15 protein-coding genes are annotated in these 17,526 nt (G+C 49.8%); 6 read left to right on the plus strand and 9 right to left on the minus strand.

What is annotated here, in order from left to right; translation table 11 throughout:
- Positions 1-8: 8 nt before the first annotated feature.
- From BLS62_RS02580 to BLS62_RS02595, 4 genes are all read right to left on the minus strand, one after another.
- On the minus strand, positions 9-1,217 hold the full coding sequence (locus BLS62_RS02580) for an acetyl-CoA C-acetyltransferase (protein WP_093176550.1): 1,209 nt from the start codon (positions 1,215-1,217) through the stop codon (positions 9-11).
- 68 nt (positions 1,218-1,285) lie between these two features.
- Positions 1,286-2,869 carry a class I adenylate-forming enzyme family protein gene (locus BLS62_RS02585; RefSeq protein ID WP_093176553.1) on the minus strand — a complete coding sequence of 528 codons (1,584 nt, stop codon included), beginning with the start codon at positions 2,867-2,869 and terminating at the stop codon, positions 1,286-1,288.
- 105 nt (positions 2,870-2,974) lie between these two features.
- Positions 2,975-3,586, minus strand: a complete 612-nt coding sequence (locus BLS62_RS02590; protein ID WP_208990647.1) for a TetR/AcrR family transcriptional regulator — start codon at positions 3,584-3,586, stop codon at positions 2,975-2,977.
- 323 nt (positions 3,587-3,909) lie between these two features.
- Entirely contained in the window at positions 3,910-4,575 is a 666-nt protein-coding gene (locus BLS62_RS02595) for a GntR family transcriptional regulator (RefSeq protein WP_093176555.1), read from the minus strand.
- 127 nt (positions 4,576-4,702) lie between these two features.
- On the opposite strand from BLS62_RS02595, the gene dctP reads away from it, so the two are divergent.
- Genes dctP through BLS62_RS02620 form a run of 5 tightly spaced genes read left to right on the plus strand, consistent with a single transcriptional unit; the run spans position 4,703 to position 10,386 of the window.
- Positions 4,703-5,689 (plus strand): TRAP transporter substrate-binding protein DctP, encoded by a 987-nt coding sequence (gene dctP, locus BLS62_RS02600; protein WP_093176558.1) that lies wholly within the window; start codon positions 4,703-4,705, stop codon positions 5,687-5,689.
- 59 nt (positions 5,690-5,748) lie between these two features.
- Complete coding sequence (locus BLS62_RS02605) at positions 5,749-6,297, plus strand: TRAP transporter small permease (protein WP_093176561.1); 549 nt, start codon at positions 5,749-5,751, stop codon at positions 6,295-6,297.
- Complete coding sequence (locus BLS62_RS02610; protein WP_093176564.1) at positions 6,297-7,613, plus strand: TRAP transporter large permease; 1,317 nt, start codon at positions 6,297-6,299, stop codon at positions 7,611-7,613. The genes BLS62_RS02605 and BLS62_RS02610 overlap by 1 nt, the downstream gene beginning before the upstream one ends.
- Entirely contained in the window at positions 7,610-8,878 is a 1,269-nt protein-coding gene (locus BLS62_RS02615) for a malonyl-CoA decarboxylase domain-containing protein (protein WP_093176566.1), read from the plus strand. The genes BLS62_RS02610 and BLS62_RS02615 overlap by 4 nt, the downstream gene beginning before the upstream one ends.
- Positions 8,878-10,386 carry a malonate--CoA ligase gene (locus BLS62_RS02620; protein WP_093176569.1) on the plus strand — a complete coding sequence of 503 codons (1,509 nt, stop codon included), beginning with the start codon at positions 8,878-8,880 and terminating at the stop codon, positions 10,384-10,386. The genes BLS62_RS02615 and BLS62_RS02620 overlap by 1 nt, the downstream gene beginning before the upstream one ends.
- 69 nt (positions 10,387-10,455) lie before the next feature.
- Here BLS62_RS02620 and BLS62_RS02625 read toward each other — a convergent pair whose 3' ends face one another.
- Together BLS62_RS02625 and BLS62_RS02630 are read right to left on the minus strand one after the other, a co-directional pair.
- Positions 10,456-10,842 carry a hypothetical protein gene (locus BLS62_RS02625; RefSeq protein WP_093176572.1) on the minus strand — a complete coding sequence of 129 codons (387 nt, stop codon included), beginning with the start codon at positions 10,840-10,842 and terminating at the stop codon, positions 10,456-10,458.
- Positions 10,843-10,853: 11 nt separating this feature from the next.
- Positions 10,854-12,446 carry an FAD-dependent oxidoreductase gene (locus BLS62_RS02630; RefSeq protein WP_093176574.1) on the minus strand — a complete coding sequence of 531 codons (1,593 nt, stop codon included), beginning with the start codon at positions 12,444-12,446 and terminating at the stop codon, positions 10,854-10,856.
- Between the two features lie 372 nt (positions 12,447-12,818).
- On the opposite strand from BLS62_RS02630, the gene BLS62_RS32005 reads away from it, so the two are divergent.
- Positions 12,819-12,974, plus strand: coding sequence for a hypothetical protein (locus BLS62_RS32005; protein WP_244283454.1), 156 nt, complete (start codon positions 12,819-12,821; stop codon positions 12,972-12,974).
- Between the two features lie 292 nt (positions 12,975-13,266).
- Here the strand turns inward: BLS62_RS32005 and BLS62_RS02640 are convergent, their stop codons facing one another.
- The 3 genes from BLS62_RS02640 to BLS62_RS02650 all read right to left on the minus strand — a co-directional run bounded on the left by BLS62_RS02640 (position 13,267) and on the right by BLS62_RS02650 (position 17,342).
- Positions 13,267-14,649, minus strand: coding sequence for a flavin monoamine oxidase family protein (locus tag BLS62_RS02640; RefSeq protein WP_093176953.1), 1,383 nt, complete (start codon positions 14,647-14,649; stop codon positions 13,267-13,269).
- Between the two features lie 123 nt (positions 14,650-14,772).
- On the minus strand, positions 14,773-15,732 hold the full coding sequence (locus BLS62_RS02645; RefSeq protein WP_093176580.1) for an ADP-ribosylglycohydrolase family protein: 960 nt from the start codon (positions 15,730-15,732) through the stop codon (positions 14,773-14,775).
- A 236-nt stretch (positions 15,733-15,968) separates the two neighbouring features.
- Positions 15,969-17,342: a cytochrome P450 gene (locus tag BLS62_RS02650; protein ID WP_093176582.1), complete on the minus strand. Its 1,374-nt coding sequence runs from the start codon at positions 17,340-17,342 to the stop codon at positions 15,969-15,971.
- Between the last annotated feature and the right edge of the window lie 184 nt (positions 17,343-17,526).

Genomic DNA, 17,526 nt, shown 5'->3' on the forward strand with positions numbered 1-17,526 from the left:
CTAGCCTCCTACACTCGCTCAATGATGGATGCGATGCCCATGCCGCCGCCAACACACATGGTAATCAGCGCGCGTTTCAGGTTGCGGCGTTCCAGCTCGTCCATCATGGTGGAAACCAGCATGCCGCCGGTTGCGCCCAGTGGGTGCCCCATGGCAATCGCACCGCCAACCACGTTGAGCTTTTCGTCCGGTACTTCCAGATCGCGCTGCAAACGCAGCATGACGGAGGCAAACGCTTCGTTGATCTCTACAAGGTCGATATCGTCAATGGTCAAGCCAGCTTTCGCCAATGCCTTCTTGGAGGCTGGTCCCGGTCCGGTCAGCATGATGGTTGGATCAGAGGCTGTCACGGCAACGGAAAGGACGCGGGCGCGTGGTGTCAGGCCCATGTCTTTACCGGACTGCTCACTGCCAAGCAGGATCAGCGAGGCGCCATCCACGATACCAGAGGAGTTGCCCGGTGTGTGGACGTGGTTGATCCTCTCAACTTCCGGGTAGCGCGCCAGTGCAACCGCATCAAAGCCCATTGCGCCGTGCTTTTCAAAGCTGGCACGCAGTGAACCCAGTGTTTGCATGTCTGTGTTTGGTTTGATGAAGTCATCGCGTTGCAAAACGATGAGGCCGTTTTCATCCCTCACAGGCACAACGGATTTGTCGAACCAGCCATTGTCGCGGGCATGGGCTGCACGTTGCTGGCTGGCAACGGCAGCGGCGTCCACATCATCGCGAGACCAGCCGCCAAGGGTGGCGATCAAATCCGCGCCAATGCCTTGAGGCACGAAGCCGGTTGCGAGTACGGTTTCCGGATCTTCGCTGAACGGGCCACCATCGGTGCCCATCGGGACGCGGCTCATGCTTTCATAACCGCCAGCGCAGATCATATCTTCCCAGCCTGATGCAATACGGGCCGCAGCGGTGTTGAAGGTATCCAGACCAGAGGCGCAGAAGCGGTTGACCTGCGCGCCAGCAACGCTCTCGTCCCAGCCCGCCTTTTGCAACGCGATCTTGGGCAGAACAGCACCCTGCTCGCGAATTGGAGTTACACATCCCATCACCACGTCATCAACGCGGGAAGTATCCAGATCATGACGACCCTGCATTTCTCCCAGCAAGGTTGTGACCAGATTGATGGGCTTGACTTCATTGAGAGAACCATCCGCTTTGCCTTTGGAGCGCGGCGTGCGGATTGCATCATAAACATAAGCTGTCTGAGCCATGTATCTTCACCAAATTCTGTCTGTCTTCACTCAAAAAGGGCAGGAGCTGGCAGGCACCTGCCAAGCACCTAAGCAATATCGCGGCCCTGTTCTTCCCAGTAAGGCGCGCGCAGCTTGTTCTTCAAAATCTTGTTCATGGCAGATAGCGGCAGCGCTTCCACCAGTGATATGGACCGTGGACATTTGTATCCAGCGATGCGCTCTTTGGTGTGGGCGCGAATGTCTTCAAACGTTGGTGCCGTACCCTCCCGCGGTACAATCACCGCATGTACAGCCTCTCCGTAGGTGTCGTCAGGAATGCCGATTACGGCTACCATGGCAACATCGGGATGCATGGAAATCGCGCTTTCCACCTCTGCGGTGTACACGTTCTCGCCCCCGGTAATGATCATGTCCTTCATGCGGTCTTTGAGGAACAGAACCCCGAAATCATCCTTCATACCAACATCGCCCGTGCAGTATCCGCCGTTGCGAATAGCCGCTGCGGTCTGCTTTGGCGCGTTGTAGTACCGGCTCATTATGGAGGGTGTGTAAAACACCACTTCGCCAATAGTGTTGACAGGCAATTCGTTGCCGTCCTCATCCTCGATGCGAACTTCAAGCGTCGGCGAACTGGCCTGACCTGCTGCGCTGATCCGCGCCTCGTCCCCAGAATGGAATTGCGGCCACAGGAACACGCCTGCGCCAGCCTCGGTCATGCCGTAGGCCTGAGTAAGGTCGGTCTCCGGGAAGCTTTTCTGCACCAGTGTCAAAAGGGCTTCTGAGATCGGAGAGGCGCCATAGACGATTTGCGAGACGCGCAGAAAATCTTCTGTTTTAAACTCCGGTGCATTGATCAACATCTGGAACATGGCCGGAGCCATCAGGAAGGAAGAAATATCAAACCTTTTGACAGCAGTCACCACAATGTCCGGCCGGAACATGGGCACGACCACAAATGGTCTGTTTTGGATCAGGCGAGCCAGCATCAGGCCGTAGCCGGACAGGTGGAACAGCGGCATCACCATCATGGCAGGGCGCTGTAAATGTGGAACGCCGTTTGTTGCCAGAACCTGAGCGCAGGACAGCATGGAAAGGTGGGTGTGAACCACGCCCTTGGGAAAACCAGTTGTGCCGCCGGTGTAACTCATAAAGCATTCGACGTTTACATCCCGGTCCAGCTTTAGCTCGCACGGGGTATCAAGGAGGCTATCATAGGCAAGAACCCCCTCTGGAGCGTCCTTTTTGCCAATGTAAATGAACTGTTTAAGCGAGCCAGCCCGTTGTTTGATTTTCTCAACCAGCGGAGCATAGGCATCATCATAAACAATGGTGTTTATCTGCGAATGGTCAATGGCGTAGAGCAGCTCTTCGCCAGACCAACGGATGTTCAGCGGCACGGCAATCATACCGGCGAGCACGGCACCGACCATCACTTCCACATATTCTAAGGAATTGAGGCTCAGCAATGCAACACGGCTGCCTTCTTCCACGCCAAGCGTATGCAGGCCGTTGGCAAACTGGCGTGCGCGCGTGGCAAACTGTCGGCTGGTGAGGGTGCGCCCATCCAGATCCTGTATCAACGGAATACCCGTTTCAACACTGCCCAGATAGTTCACGAGCTTGTCAAAATTCATAGTTCCGGATTGTGCCGGCGATGGAGATCCAACCATATTGCCCTCCCAGGTCATAGGCTGTACAGCGCCGTGGGATTGCGCTGCATCTGTGATAATGTGGTGCCTGCTTTGCCATTGGTGCGAGGTGTCCCGCATTTGTGATTAGTCAGGCGCTGAAGGTATCAAAGAGTACGCTGCTGGCTTCAGCAGGTTGATATCGAGGCTTGGGTGCAGCTTTTGTTGAAGCGCAACACCAAGCAAATAACTTCCGATGGAAACGGCCTGAATGGCGGAATCCAGATCCTGAGGAAACTCGCCAGCGGCTTTGCCACGGTCCAGATAACTCATCAGCATATGCTTGATGAAATCGTGGGCCTGCTTCAACGCATCTCCCAGCAGGGCAACATTAGCAACGCTGCCAGCAACAAGAGCAAAGTAGGCTTGATAAATCGGCTTGTTTTGCAAATCGTCGAAGTGAATGTTGATATAACGGTGCAAGGCGATATGGCCTTTGGTGTCCTGCGGAATTTCTTCAGCAAGGTGCAGTTTGTTTTCCATCATCATGCGGTCAATCAGCTTGATGAACATCTCATCTTTTTTGCCAAGACGCTGAATGGTGAGGCCGCGGCTGTACCCGGCCTTAAGACCAATGCTTTCGCAGGTTGCCGATTGAATGCCATCTTCATTGATGATTGTTACCAATGCATCCAGAAGTTTGCGTTCTGACTCTTCCCGTCGTTCTGCCTGCGTCTTCTTCTTTTCCAAGCTGACCAACTTTTCTCAAAAGATAATTGTTGGATGCTTAGCAACTATACGTAAAAATATCCATAACGTATACGTCAGACTTTAGGTAAATACCCCAGCGGCGGCAGCTGGTTTTACGGCCTAAAAGAGTTCTAGAGCTGAGAATTTCATGCGGATTAAGGGATGGAGAAGATCAATCGAATCGCACCGACACCTTACTCAAACCCGTAATCTGGACTGGTCAGCCTCAACCGTATTTGTTCCGGCGTCCTACGAAGTGGTCGTGATTCTGGGTTCGTTTTCGCTATAAGAGACGTGCTGTCTTTGCTGGCCGCTGGTTTGGCTAAGTCTCTTTAAGCTGCATTCGAGGTATTTTTCTTCAGGCTCGCCATGAGGAAATGAAACTTTTCACCCTGAACCGCAACATGATCTCGTAGAGAGTTTGCAGCTTTGTCCGGGTTACCCTTTGTAAGGGCAGCAACGATTGCCTCGTGTTCCGTCATTGATTGAGCCATTCGCCCCCTCAAACGGAGCTGCAATCGTCTAAATGGTTTGAGCCGTTTATGAAGACGCGCCGCTTCTTTCTCCAAAAAGCCATTCCCTGACTCGCGATAGATGATCATGTGGAATTTTTCATTTTCGAGATAATAGCCATCACAATCTTGCGCATCGACTGCTGCCTGACAATTGACGTTGGCTTGTCGAAGTTCATCTAACGCACTTTCTTCAATACGTTTTGCAGCCAGACGCCCACAAACGGCCTCCAGCTCTGCCATCACCTCAAACATCTCCATTAATTCTAATGGCCCCGGTTGGCAGACAAATGCCCCCCTGCGCGGGATAAGTTCCACAAGCCCTGACAATGCAAGCCTTTGAAAAGCTTCTCTTAACGGCGTCCTTGAGACCTCAAAACGCTCCGCAAGACGCACCTCATCCAATCGAACTCCATCTCTGAATGTTCCATTTAAAATGAGCTCTTCCAGCTCTTGAGCGATGTTATCAGCACGACATTTTTCCATTTTGACATATTAGATATTCGCTTGACAGAACGCAACATACCAGCTCTTGTATACAAAAAAATACGTATAAAATACAAATGTTCATCATTGTCCGTTTTTGACAACGGTCAGTCTAAGGGAGGAATTGATGAAAGCTTTGTTGAAAGCGGCTGTGGGAGTGGCTGCGATTATCGCCAGTACAGCACTCGTGAATGCTACGGATCTACGTTTGTCACATCAGTGGTCAAATAAGGATATCCGGCACAAGGTTGCGCAGATAGTTGCTGATGAGGTAGCTGGCGCAAATGTTGATCTCAACATCAAGATTTTTGGGTCAAAATCACTTTTTAAACCAAGAGAGCAATACCGCCCGTTAAGTCGCGGCTTGCTTGAGATGACCGTTCTGCCGCTGAGTTATGCGGGAGGGCATAGACCCGAATACAACCTGACACTGATGCCAGGTTTGGTTAAAAACCATGATCATGCTGCACGCTTAAGCCAATCACCATTTATGGGTGAGTTGGAAAAGATCATGGCAAAAGATGATGTAATGGTACTCGTTCATGGGTATTTGGCCGGTGGTTTCGCTGGCAAGGATAAATGCATTACAAAGCCGGATGATATCGTAGGCCTGCAAACACGTGCCGCAGGCAAGTCGTTCGAGCAGATGTTAGCAGGCGCTGGGGCATCTATTGCGTCCATGGCATCATCCGAAATCTATAATGCCATGCAAACCGGTGTCTTGAACGCTGCAAATACGTCGTCTTCCTCGTTTGTGTCCTACCGCATTTACGAGCAGGTCAAGTGCTACACTCCGGCCTCTGACATTGCACTGTGGTTCATGTACCAACCGCTTTTGATGAATAAATCCACATTTGAGGGATTAAACGCCGACCAACAAGCAGCACTCTTGGCGGCCTCTGAAAAAGCTCAGGCATTTTACCTTGAGGAAGCAAAAAAGCAGGACCTTGCATCCGAAAATGTATTCCGTGAAGCAGGCGTAGAAATTGCAAAAATGAGCCCGGCTGACTTTGATGCCTGGCGCAGTCTTGCAAAAGAAACCTCTTACAAAGCTTTTGTGAATGATGTGCCAAATGGCCAGAAGCTCTTGGATATGGCTCTTTCTGTAGAGTAAGCCACTGGGGCGGCGACTGGTCGCCCCTCCTTCTTCACTCGTTTTAAAAGGAGGCATATATGGCAGGTCATAGCTTTGCAGTTGCAGCGCGTTCCAGCAATAACCCCTTTCTTCAAACCGTTGCGAGCCTGTCAACTTTGGCGGGGTGGCTTTCTGCTGCAATGATCGTGCTCGCCGTAATGATTACCTGTCAGATGATCTTTGTACGGTTTGCTCTCAATGGTTCAACTGTCTGGCAAACAGAAGCTGTCATCTACCTTGTTATCGCGTCAACCCTTGTCGGCTTGCCCTATGTCCAGCGTCTGCGAGGGCACGTCAATGTCGATCTCATTCCAATCTCGTTACCGCGCAGACCTCGTTTCCTGCTTGCGGTCTTCACACTGTCATTATCCATCCTGATTGTATTTGTGATGGTTTGGTATGGTTGGGAGTTTTGGTATCTGACATGGGAGCGAGGCTGGAAGTCCGATACAGTATGGGGCGTGAGATTATGGATCCCCTACCTGTCCGTCCCGGCAGGTTTCACTCTTTTACTGCTTCAGTTGATAGCTGACCTCACCGCACTTCTCCTGTTCATTGACAGGCCGTTTGGTCTGGAGGAATTCTGATGGATCCACTCGCCCTTGGAGGGCTGGTCGCATTAGCCACCATCCTTGTTCTATTTTCCGGTATTTCAGTTGCCTTGGGACTTCTCATTGTTTCCGCTGGCTTTCTCCTCGCCTTTGATGGGATGCGCTCATTGGAGCTCATGCCAGAAATCTTATTCGGAAAGCTTGATAATTTTGCTCTGCTTTCAATCCCCATGTTCATCATAATGGGATCTTCCATTGCCTCCACACGAGCAGGCGCAGACCTTTATGAGGCGTTGGAGCGCTGGCTGACACGGTTGCCAGGAGGCCTCGTTATTTCCAACCTCGGTGCCTGCGCTCTGTTTGCAGCAATGTCAGGGTCTTCACCGGCAACGTGTGCGGCCATCGGCAAGATGGGCATTCCTGAGATGCGCAAGCGCGGGTATCCAGACGGTGTTGCTGCTGGATCAATCGCTGCAGGTGGCACGCTCGGAATTCTCATTCCCCCCTCCGTGACTATGATCGTTTATGGCATCGCAACTGAAACATCTATTGGCCGTCTCTTCCTTGCCGGGGTCATTCCGGGTCTGTTGCTTGTTGGCCTGTTTATGGCGTGGTCGCTGTATTCCACATGGCGTTCTGGCGATGCATCCAGACTGAGCTCAGGCAGTTACAGTTGGGCCGAACGCTTTGAAATTCTGCCCCGTGTTGTTCCCTTTCTCCTCATAATACTGGGTGTTCTGTATGCAATGTATGGAGGTATCGCCACGCCTTCGGAAACGGCTGCGGTAGGTGCGTTGCTGTGTTTGTTGATTGCCATGATTATCTACAAACTCTGGCATCCCTCACAAATCTGGGTGGTTTTGCGTGATAGCACTCGTGAAAGCGTAATGATCCTTTTCATTATTGCAGCAGCTGGTGTGTTTTCTTACATGCTTTCATCATTGTTCATCACTCAGTCCATCGCGGAATGGATAGGCACGCTGGATGTGAACCGCTGGGTTTTGATGGGTACAGTAAATCTTTTCCTGCTGATTGCTGGCTTCTTCCTTCCACCGGTTGCCGTAATTTTGATGGCTGCTCCAATCCTTTTGCCAATCATCACAGTTGCGGGATTTGATCCAATTTGGTTTGCCGTTGTGCTGACTATCAATATGGAGATTGGTCTGATCTCCCCGCCTGTGGGTCTCAATCTTTACGTCATCAACGGTATAGCTCCGGACATCTCGCTCAAGACTATTTTGACCGGCTCACTTCCATTTGTTGGATGTATGATATTGGCCATTGTCCTGTTGTGCTTGTTCCCGCAACTCGCGACCTGGTTGCCTGACGTCGTTATGGGGAGGGCAATATGAGCATATTCGCAGATCTCCTTTCGTCCGTTTTCGAGCGCCGGTTCAAATTCATACTGTCCAAAGAAAAGGATGACCGTTCTCTTGAGGAACTCTGCACTGAGCTGGTGAGCTCCTCAGGAGAAATCTCGGGTCAAGCTTATGGCCAAAGAATTCTGGCCGGTTTCAAGCAACTCAGCGATGAGGAGAAGCTAAATTTCTTCCATCATCTTGCAGGCGCAATGAACATTGACCCGAGTGAAGTGCGAAAAACATTGAGCGCTTATGAGGAGGCTCCCTCCAAGGTGTCGTATGGAGCCTTCATGAGGGCAGCCGAACCAAACCGGCAAGAGTTGATACGCAGGCTCAACTGGTTGCCCGGTGCGACAGAAGAACTGGTGCGCATGCGCGCTGATCTTCTCAGGTTAGGTCCCAAGGATCCTCAGCTTCAAGCGCTTGATCTGGACTTTCAGCACCTGTTCCAGTCTTGGTTTAACCGTGGTTTTCTTGTTCTCAGACCAATCAACTGGGAAAGTCCCGCACATATTTTGGAAAAGATCACCGAGTATGAAGCTGTTCACGCGATCGACAGTTGGGACGCTTTACGTCAAAGGTTAGAACCAGAAGACCGGAGATGTTTTGCATTTTTCCATCCTTCAATGCCGGATGAGCCGCTGATTTTTGTCGAGGTTGCCTTAACCAACGGTACGCCCGACTCGATCCAATCCTTGCTGGCGGAAGATAGAATTTCCATTAGCGCCGATGAAGCAAATACCGCGGTTTTCTATTCCATCTCCAACTGCCAACCCGGACTTGCCAGTGTTTCTTTTGGCAATTCCCTGATCAAACAGGTTGTTGCAGATTTGTCAGCTGAACTCGCTTCACTGAAAACATTCGTAACCCTGTCTCCTATTCCGAGGTTGGCAAGTTGGATAAAGGAAACAGCCTCTTCGGCCACGGTGGATTATCAAGAGACATCAAACATTAATGCGTTAGCTGCTCACTATCTTTTGCAGGTAAAGCGACCAGATGGCACGCCTCACGATCCCGTGGCTCGCTTCCATTTGGGAAATGGCGCCCTTGTCCATATGGTTCACGCCGAGGCTGATACGTCGCCGAAAGGGCAGTCTCAATCTCTCAGTGCAATGGTGAACTATCTATATGATCTTGATCGCGTTGCTCAAAACCACGAAGCCTTCGCAACAAAAGGTCAGGTTATTGCCTCCCCCGAGGTAGTGACTCTCGCAAAAAATGCAGAAAAGCAGCAATATTCAGGAAAGGCAGCTTAATGACTAACCCGCTTTATGACCGTTTGTTTGGGATACATGCATCCAAAACAACGCCTTTCCTTCATCTGCAAAATGGCGAAGTCATTACGCATGATGACTTTCTTTCAACCACGGCCCAGCTGGCAAACGTTCTGGTTCAAATCGGATTAAAGCCGGGAGACCGGTTGGCTGCACAGGTTCATAAATCACCACAAGCGCTCGCTCTATATGCCGCATGTGTTCAAGCCGGGCTCATCTTCTTGCCACTGAACATTGCCTATACTGTTGATGAACTTTCTTATTTCATTGAAAACAGCGGAGCATCGCTGGTTGTCTGCGATAAGGCCAATGAAGAAAAATTACGGCCTGTCGCCGGACAGTTCGGCGCCAAACTCCAAACACTGAATGCAGATGGCGGCGGGAGCCTGACAACTCAAGCAAAGACTATGCCGGCGACCTTTGCAACAGTGGACAGAGACCGGAATGATTTAGCAGCATTCCTCTACACATCAGGCACGACAGGGCGCTCTAAAGGAGCGATGCTGACACAAGACAATCTCCTTTCCAATGCTGAAACCCTGGTGGATTACTGGAAGTTTACAGCCGATGACGTGCTTTTGCATGCCCTACCGATCTTCCATACGCATGGCCTGTTTGTGGCAACCAATGTGACGCTGGCAACCGGTGGAAGCATGATCTTTTTGCCAAAGTTTGATCTGGAGGCCATGTTGGAGATGATGCCAAAAGCAACCTCTATGATGGGCGTACCGACTTTCTACACCCGCCTTCTTGGAGATGATCGTTTCACCCATGACTTGGCAGCACACATGCGTCTCTTTATCTCTGGCAGTGCGCCATTGCTTGCTGAAACGCATGTACAGTTCGAAAACCGGACCGGTCATCGCATTTTGGAACGCTATGGCATGACAGAAACCAATATGAATACGTCTAATCCATACGATGGCGAGCGGCGAGCGGGGACGGTTGGTTTTCCTCTTCCCGGAGTTGAACTCAAGATAACCGAGGCAAGTACCGGAGCGGAGTTACCGCCAAATACCGTTGGTCAGATAGAGGTGCGCGGGCCAAACGTTTTTAAAGGTTATTGGCAAATGCCGGAAAAGACTGCAACCGAGTTGAGGGAAGACGGTTTTTTCATTACCGGTGACTTAGGCAAAGTCGATGAAGATGGCTATGTCCACATTGTTGGTCGGAACAAAGATCTTATAATTTCAGGCGGTTACAACATCTACCCGAAGGAAATAGAGCTGGTTCTTGACGATCAACCCGGAGTTTTAGAAAGCGCTGTCATTGGAGTACCGCATTCAGATTTCGGTGAGACCGTGATCGGGATTATCGTTCCTGAACTCGGGAAAACTCCAGATCTGGATGCGATTATGGCGTCCCTGAAAACGTCACTTGCCCGTTTCAAACATCCACAAAAGTTGCTCCTCATCGACGAGCTTCCGCGCAATACCATGGGCAAGGTCCAAAAGAACATTCTCAGAGAGAAATTCAACGAAGTTGTTTAATTTGGTCGTATCAGTGAGAGGGCCACTGCCTATCTCACTGATCTTAGGACAGATCCCAGAATAAGACGATCACGATACCAGACTTGCACAAATAAGCGCCTCTGTACGGCTAACAACCATGTTATCAATCACCAGACAGTCACCCTCAGCAAAATCAAGGCGGCACTGCTCACCAACGAGCTGGGCTTGTGTAGTAGGGCAATCTACTTGCAATGCACGAACCAACAATGGCTTCGCGTTCAGCTCATCTTCAATATACGAAAAGCTTGCATAGCGTTTTGCGTAGCGAACCACTGCTTCCCCAAAGAGCTTCAGCGGTGCCTTGCTGTTATTGGCAAAGAATGCTGGTGTGTTACGCGGCACAGATCGGCACGCCAATAATGCCCCGCCATAACCTAGGGCTGGTGCTGTAATCAGAGCACCTGAGAACATAAGCAAAGAGCGACGATTAATCATATACGTTCTCCTCAAGCCACTGGTGTTTGTGAGAGGTGATCTGAAAGACGAATTGCGAGAGCGACAATTGTTAGGGTTGGGTTCGCCGCCCCGCAAGTTGGAAACACGGAACTACCCGCCACATACAAGTTAGCTAATGAATGCAAGCGGCAGTCCTCATCCACAACACCTTGTTTAGCCTCGGTATGCATCCGGGTTGTTCCCATGTGATGGTATCCAGTGAAGACCTCAGACAAATCCGTGGGATCAGTGATGCCCAACTGAAGCCGGCCTAGACCGGCCGCTCCGAATGCTCGTCCGACGATCTTATGGGTCTCGTTTAAGCTTTCCAAATCACTTGTAGCCACACGCCAGTCCAGTGCCGCGCGCCGCATACCTAATGCATCACGATCATTGGTAAGTGTGACGCGGCTGTCCCGGTTAGGTGCTTGTTCTGCATCCTGACGCAGCAACACATGGCTGATCTGGTCTCCCTGAAACAACCGGCGTTTAATATTACGAGTGATCCCAACAAATACTGAACTTGGGGATTCCAAAACATTACATGCCCGCTCAGAAAGACGTTCAGGAACTTCTCCTTGAGCGAAGGTCTTGGCAAGTGTAGAAAACGATAACCAAGCATGATCACGAAAATCATCATTGCGGGCATTGTCTTTCCAAACCACCGATAAGAAAGCGGTGTTGTTCAAAAGCCCACGCTCACGCACCAAAGCCGGGTTTACCTTTAACCCAATACGCAGATCTGTCGAATCTGTTGCTTGACTATAATAATCGAGGTTTTGACGGTCATCAGACAACATTAAACTGCTGGTTTCGATATTCAGGTGGTCCATAAAATAACGACCTACAAGGTCGTTTTCATTTCCCAAACCAGCTGATCGCTGTTTATTTGTGGCTAACAATATGCGGGCGTTTTCGATACCCCCACACGCAAGCACGAAACGGGACGCAGCGATCTTTGCCTGTTTGCCACCAAGTGTTTTAACCGTCAGTTTCTCAACCACATTGTTGCCGTCAGCAAGCTGAATGTCGGTCACATTGGCGTGCAAGATACAGCGTATGTTCTTTGATGCAGCGATATCATCTTGATAAGTAGTTGCAAAACGTGTGGGAGGGCTTTGCTGATAAACAGAATGGTGTACCAACTCTCCAGGTAAATTGAGTGCTGCACCCTCTAAGCGCCCGTCCCATTCCTGTTTGCTGTATTTGTATTCTCCCAACTCTAGGTAGAACTGACTGCGTTCGTAAAACGGATCCAGATCTGCACGAGCTATGGGCCAACCCGTGTTGCCCGTGCAATCACGCGCTTCAAAATCAATGGGATCGAGCGGTGCGCATTGTCCGGTCCAATGTCCGGTCGTGCCGCCAAACTGGCGTAACCGTGAATACGAAAGGTCTGTATTAGTGTGCCCCTTCAACGGACCATCATAGAGCTCTTGAGTTTCATCTTCATAACTCAAGCCACCAGCCTCAATAAGGATCACTTCTCGATATTTTTTCGAAAGCTCCAGTGCCATCACAATACCGGCTGCTCCAGCGCCGATAATACAAATATCAGTTTCAAACGAAGCATTATCTTCAAGATCTTGGAGGTCAAATATCATTATAAATGTCTTTCATGGCTTTAATGAAAGCAAAATAAACGTGCAACAACCATATAATTATCTGGAACTTGGAGTGTTCAACTTACCCAAAAACACCCTGTCAATATTAACATATCATAAATAAAAACAGAGGCCACCGAAATCACATGACACTCGTGTATTTGTTAGAGCACCGTTTGGTGGCATGTTGCCATAAGTCTGACTTTGCATCCAACTCGTCCTCACCAAAATTTTAGGTCATAAAAACGGTTCTGTCGCAAAGTTTTTAGGGGAATGAGACTTGCCTCTTCCTGAACTTAGTTACTCTGGTAGCCTCGCAATAACTGGGAAAACTGACTGTTCCCTTGCGCTGATTTGTCCTTTGCGGATCATATGAGACACTTCGACACCTCCCAGTCTTGCACTGGCGGAGCGGGAAGTTTTAAACCCGAGCGTCGGCCGAATAATGTTCATGATGAAGCGATGATCCCGTTCAACGACATCACTGAGAAGTCCTGCTGCAACGTTCCGACCCAGCATATGGCATAATAACACTCGACCGGGACATTCTTACCATTCAAACCTATGCCGTATGGCGTGGTACAAGCAAACCGGCAAATGATTGGCGCAGGGTGAAACCTAGACGCGCCGACTTAAGCAGGTCATCGGAAATAAACTCAAATAACGCTGCATAGAATTCAGAGAACAGAGGCAAAAATTGGCATCACAGTTCTCAAGAGAATGACAACACTCGGACGCCCTGCGCTCGGGGCTGTTTCATCGCTTAAATTAGCGAATTTGCGTAGCTCCGAGTTGAAATTGTTTTCTGCAACAACCCTACCTACATGATTGTTTTTCTTGTTGTTTCTGCGGCTTGTTTGCCGCTGAGGTAAGCGCCGTGAACCGTACCGTGGTATTGGAAGTTTGTGTGCTCTCCCGCAAAGGTGAGGCATTTCCCGATTGGTGTGGCCAATAGATTGAAGTCGTTGGGGGTACAGCCGATTTTTGCGTAGGAATAAGCGCCTTTGGTGTAGGGATCTTTCGACCACTGCGTTGCAATGTAGTGACGTGGATCGGCCATGTTGTCACCAAACATTGTACGCACCGCTTTCATCGCATCTTCAAGCATATAGTCGTGATCCATCCTCTCGATCATACGGGAATAATTGCCAAAACTCATCGCGGTCAAAACATTCGCATCAATGAAAGGTTTGTGATTGAGGAAATAGTTCCACTGACCCGGGTTCTCGGTCATCAATCCAAAATACTGTGTTTTTTCAGGCCAGTGCAGATCGTCAAACTTCAGGGCAACCTTTGTGATGTCTCCCATTCCGATGCGTTCAAATGCGTTCCTATGTGTTTCCGGCAGTGGCGGGATGAACTCGATATCCTGCGCTTTCAAAACCCCAAGAGGAACGGTGACAACAACAAAGTCCGCTTGGAAGACCTCTCTGTTGGTTTCCACAAATACCCCGGCGCGCTCATGATAGGCAATTCGGCGAACGGGCTTTCGTTTGAGGACATGAACGCCCTGTGACAGCGGCTCCATTAGCCGATCATAGCCGTCTACCAAAACCACATCATCGCCTTCAAAAGCGTCATCCTGATTGAAGTACATGGCAGAGAGTTCACTGACTGGACTTCCGGTATCAAACTCCGTGTAGGCGGAGGTCATCCATTTGAACACGGGATCTCGTGTCATCTGGGGCGCCATATGTTCCAGCGCTTCAGAGAGCGGCATGTCTTTGCTGAGACCGGACCCGATCAGATCCAGCATCTCTTCGTGTTCCTCTCCCATCTGGGAGATCATTTTATTCGGGAGCCCTTTGCCTTTGACATCATAAACGGTGAAGTTATCGTCTTTTGTCACAAAGGTTTTCTGGTTAGTTTGCAGTGCCAGATCCATAATCGGATTTCCGTCCGGTCCATGGATCCAGCCAGCCCCTTCCTCAACGGGCACACCCAGTGCGCGGTTGGTGCGTATGCGCCCGCCCACTTTGTTGCTGGCTTCCAGAACCAGCACCGTATATCCGCTGTCTGTCAGATCACGCGCCGCTGTCAGGCCTGCAATTCCTGCACCAATAACGATAACGCTTTTGCCGCTCGACATTGCCTGTGGCTTGTTCAAGTTCATCTCAAACAAGCTGGCAAGCAGAACGGAGGCGCCTGACGTTTTTAGGAAATTTCTACGGTTGAGAGTACTGGAATAAGGGCGGCGGGTCATGAGGAACACTTTGGTTAGAAAGAGAACACGCCTACAACCTTGAGGTGATTTATCGCTATCGACAAGTAAAACCAAGGCGCAGCACTAGTAAACAGTAAAAGCGCCTTGGGGATTTGTGGAAGCTTAGTAGTGAGCTGTTAAGGCCCGACATTCCTGCCAGATTTGCTCGCAGTTCTGCACTTTCAAAATCCATGAAAGCGGAATACCAGGTTCTGCATCCAAGCCATGAATTGCCCCTAAAACAGAGCCGATGAGAATGGCACGCCCTGCGCTGTCGCCGCCCGCAAGAATGTTGGCTTCAATCCCTTCCCGATAAGAATGACTGTTTTTGAGGATATGGAAGCTCAACGGCATTGCCATTTCCAACTTACAGGCGCGGCCCGTTTTTTCGCCATAGGCAACGGCATCCCCATCGCGCTCAGTTAAGGCTGCTTTCAAGCTTTCCTTGATATCCGGGTGAGCTCCATCTGCTGCAGCTTCCAAGGCGCTTTGTAGCTCTTCTCCGCTCACAACACGGTCCAGAAGGTCTGCAAACACAAAACCACAGGCGACAGACAATGCATTGTCGTTGGTTGAGCGGATGATCGCTTCCACCTGTTCTTGCATGTCATCGCTCTGCTCATAGGCAAAGAGAACCGGCGGGATTTTAGAAAGGGCGGGGAGTTGATCATCATCAATGCCGGATGGGGTCAATTCTTCCTTGGCGATGTTTTCCAGTGTTCCTCTGGTCGGGCGGTCAATGTAGCCGTTGTACGTGCCGCCGGCACCAAAATGAGTGGTGAACTCTTTCTGAAACTCTGCCATGTCCAGCTGCTTGTCATGGGCAAGCAGGCTTTTAAGCGCAAGGTGGAGGTTTTCACCGTATTGGGTGAATTGGCCATTCTGGCGGTTAGCATGGGCAAAATACGCCGGAACCCCCTCAAAATAAGCAGGATTAATCGGCACAAAGGCTGCTGAACCGTCATGCTCTTGCGTAACATGGTGAATGCGGTCCACATCATAGAGCCAGTGAAGGCCAAGAGCGGCAGCATCTGCAACAAACGCTCCGAGAAGACTATGGGCTTTTAGGGCTTGCTTGGTCATGCAGCACTCCAATCTCTTAAAGCGTATTCCCGAAACGTACTTTCGGGTTTTAAAAACACGCGCAAAATAGGTTAGAGCAGTTTTCGTTGTTTCACATCACAACCAAACTGCTCCAAAATCATCCGGAGATAATAGGGCGGTTCCCAGCCCTCTGAAACCCACTTCAACTTATTTTGATTGTACTGGATTGATGAATTCCCACGGTGAGGTCATTGCCGACACTATTTCCAATTCAATTAGATGTGCTTTATTCGGGTGACCTTGCAGACGACAGGCCTTAGCGGTTCCAGAAACAAGACACCTTCTGGCTCAACCTTGTCGGGATTGAGAACTTCAATGTCGAATTGAGACACCAGCCTTGCCAGAATAAGCGTGCCTTGCAGGATAGCTGAACTTGCCCCCGTACACATTCTGAGACCACGCCCAAAAGGAAGAAAGCTCTTCATAATAATGTGGTGATCTTTTTTAATAAAGCGCTCGGGATCGAACCTGTCCGGATTAAACCAGTATTGTTGATGCCGATGAATGATCCATGGAGAAATGGTGATCTGCGCACCTTCCGGCAGATCCAGCCTTCCTAGTTTGATCGCCCTGTTCGTTTTGCGGGTGAGGTGAGGAATGGGCGGATACAACCGCAAAACTTCACGGAATACATTACGCGTATATCTCAGGCGAGACAGGTGCTCGAACTGAATGTCGCCGTGTCCAGCAACTCTGCAAACTTCCTCGCGGATTTTTTGTCGGCAGTCAGGACACTGAGATAGAACAAAAAGTGCCCACATTAGAACCGCAGCTGCCAGTTCCTGGCTGTTTAATATGGTTGTGACGTGGTCGACAAGTTGTTTGCGCGTAAATGGAATGTTGGTTTCCGGAGACCGAGCGACGAGGAATTTATGCAAGAAACTATTATGTGAGAAGTGATTGCTTTGAATGTTTCCGTCGATCAGCATACTCACGAGATATCGAAGTTGTTGCGCTGAATACACCGCTTGCTGAGGTACTTTTGGCAGCTGCCACGCTACACCTTTTTCTGCTGTTTCCCGGATTAATTGGGAAATTCGGGTTTCAAAATCTCGCGCATGCGTATTGATGTCATCAAACACACTCTTCGGTAATTCTATCGAGAAGAGCATTCTGTAAGCAATATCAGCATTCAAACGTCTGAGAAGATGGGAGAGGTCGATAACGCGATTTTCATTCTGAATTTCTTCGCAGAAACTTTCAAAGTGGTTGATAGAGCTTTGTATGTGCCCAAAATTGACCTGCTGGGTATGGGTGGAGCCAATGGGTTTGATCATGGCGCGCTGATCTACACACCGGTTATTACTCGTGACTAACGGGTGATCGCCAAGCAGTGGACGAAGCAGCTCAATCATTCCATCTGATTTAACAAATATTTCGGGTTTGTCTTCGAAAATTACAGAGAGAAGTTCTGGGTCATTAATGAGGAAATTTGGTTTGTCGGGTGTTGAGATGTCGACGATATCGCTTTTATAAAGTTCTTCTGGAAGATGCCTAAGGAGGTTTGTTTCGACTCCATCAAAATCACCAGCTCCCTCCCTGCTTGGATAGGGCGCTGGTGGACGATATAAGCTGGTGTTTGTATCCATAAAGCCTGTCTCGATAAAGCAAACACGGGAAAATGGAGGGATCTGTGAGTTTTGCTCCGTTGCGATACTGTAGCCGCACTCACTTTAATATTTTGCTGAAATTCATCTCTGATCATACTGAAAATGCAATGCAATTACTGGTGGTTCTCGACGACGAATAAAACCAACAAGGCCCCTTTTTCTA

This window comes from Pseudovibrio sp. Tun.PSC04-5.I4, assembly GCF_900104145.1.
GTDB lineage: Bacteria > Pseudomonadota > Alphaproteobacteria > Rhizobiales > Stappiaceae > Pseudovibrio.

Excerpts from the sequence above, each read along its gene's own strand:
- BLS62_RS02580 (WP_093176550.1), bottom strand. The coding sequence starts at position 1,217 with ATGGCTCAGACAGCTTATGTTTATGATGCAATCCGCACGCCGCGCTCC.
- BLS62_RS02585 (WP_093176553.1), bottom strand. The coding sequence starts at position 2,869 with ATGGTTGGATCTCCATCGCCGGCACAATCCGGAACTATGAATTTTGAC.
- BLS62_RS02595 (WP_093176555.1), bottom strand. The coding sequence starts at position 4,575 with ATGGAAAAATGTCGTGCTGATAACATCGCTCAAGAGCTGGAAGAGCTC.
- dctP (WP_093176558.1), top strand. The coding sequence starts at position 4,703 with ATGAAAGCTTTGTTGAAAGCGGCTGTGGGAGTGGCTGCGATTATCGCC.
- BLS62_RS02605 (WP_093176561.1), top strand. The coding sequence starts at position 5,749 with ATGGCAGGTCATAGCTTTGCAGTTGCAGCGCGTTCCAGCAATAACCCC.
- BLS62_RS02610 (WP_093176564.1), top strand. The coding sequence starts at position 6,297 with ATGGATCCACTCGCCCTTGGAGGGCTGGTCGCATTAGCCACCATCCTT.
- BLS62_RS02615 (WP_093176566.1), top strand. The coding sequence starts at position 7,610 with ATGAGCATATTCGCAGATCTCCTTTCGTCCGTTTTCGAGCGCCGGTTC.
- BLS62_RS02620 (WP_093176569.1), top strand. The coding sequence starts at position 8,878 with ATGACTAACCCGCTTTATGACCGTTTGTTTGGGATACATGCATCCAAA.
- BLS62_RS02625 (WP_093176572.1), bottom strand. The coding sequence starts at position 10,842 with ATGATTAATCGTCGCTCTTTGCTTATGTTCTCAGGTGCTCTGATTACA.
- BLS62_RS02630 (WP_093176574.1), bottom strand. The coding sequence starts at position 12,446 with ATGATATTTGACCTCCAAGATCTTGAAGATAATGCTTCGTTTGAAACT.
- BLS62_RS32005 (WP_244283454.1), top strand. The coding sequence starts at position 12,819 with ATGAGACACTTCGACACCTCCCAGTCTTGCACTGGCGGAGCGGGAAGT.
- BLS62_RS02640 (WP_093176953.1), bottom strand. The coding sequence starts at position 14,649 with ATGACCCGCCGCCCTTATTCCAGTACTCTCAACCGTAGAAATTTCCTA.
- BLS62_RS02645 (WP_093176580.1), bottom strand. The coding sequence starts at position 15,732 with ATGACCAAGCAAGCCCTAAAAGCCCATAGTCTTCTCGGAGCGTTTGTT.
- BLS62_RS02650 (WP_093176582.1), bottom strand. The coding sequence starts at position 17,342 with ATGGATACAAACACCAGCTTATATCGTCCACCAGCGCCCTATCCAAGC.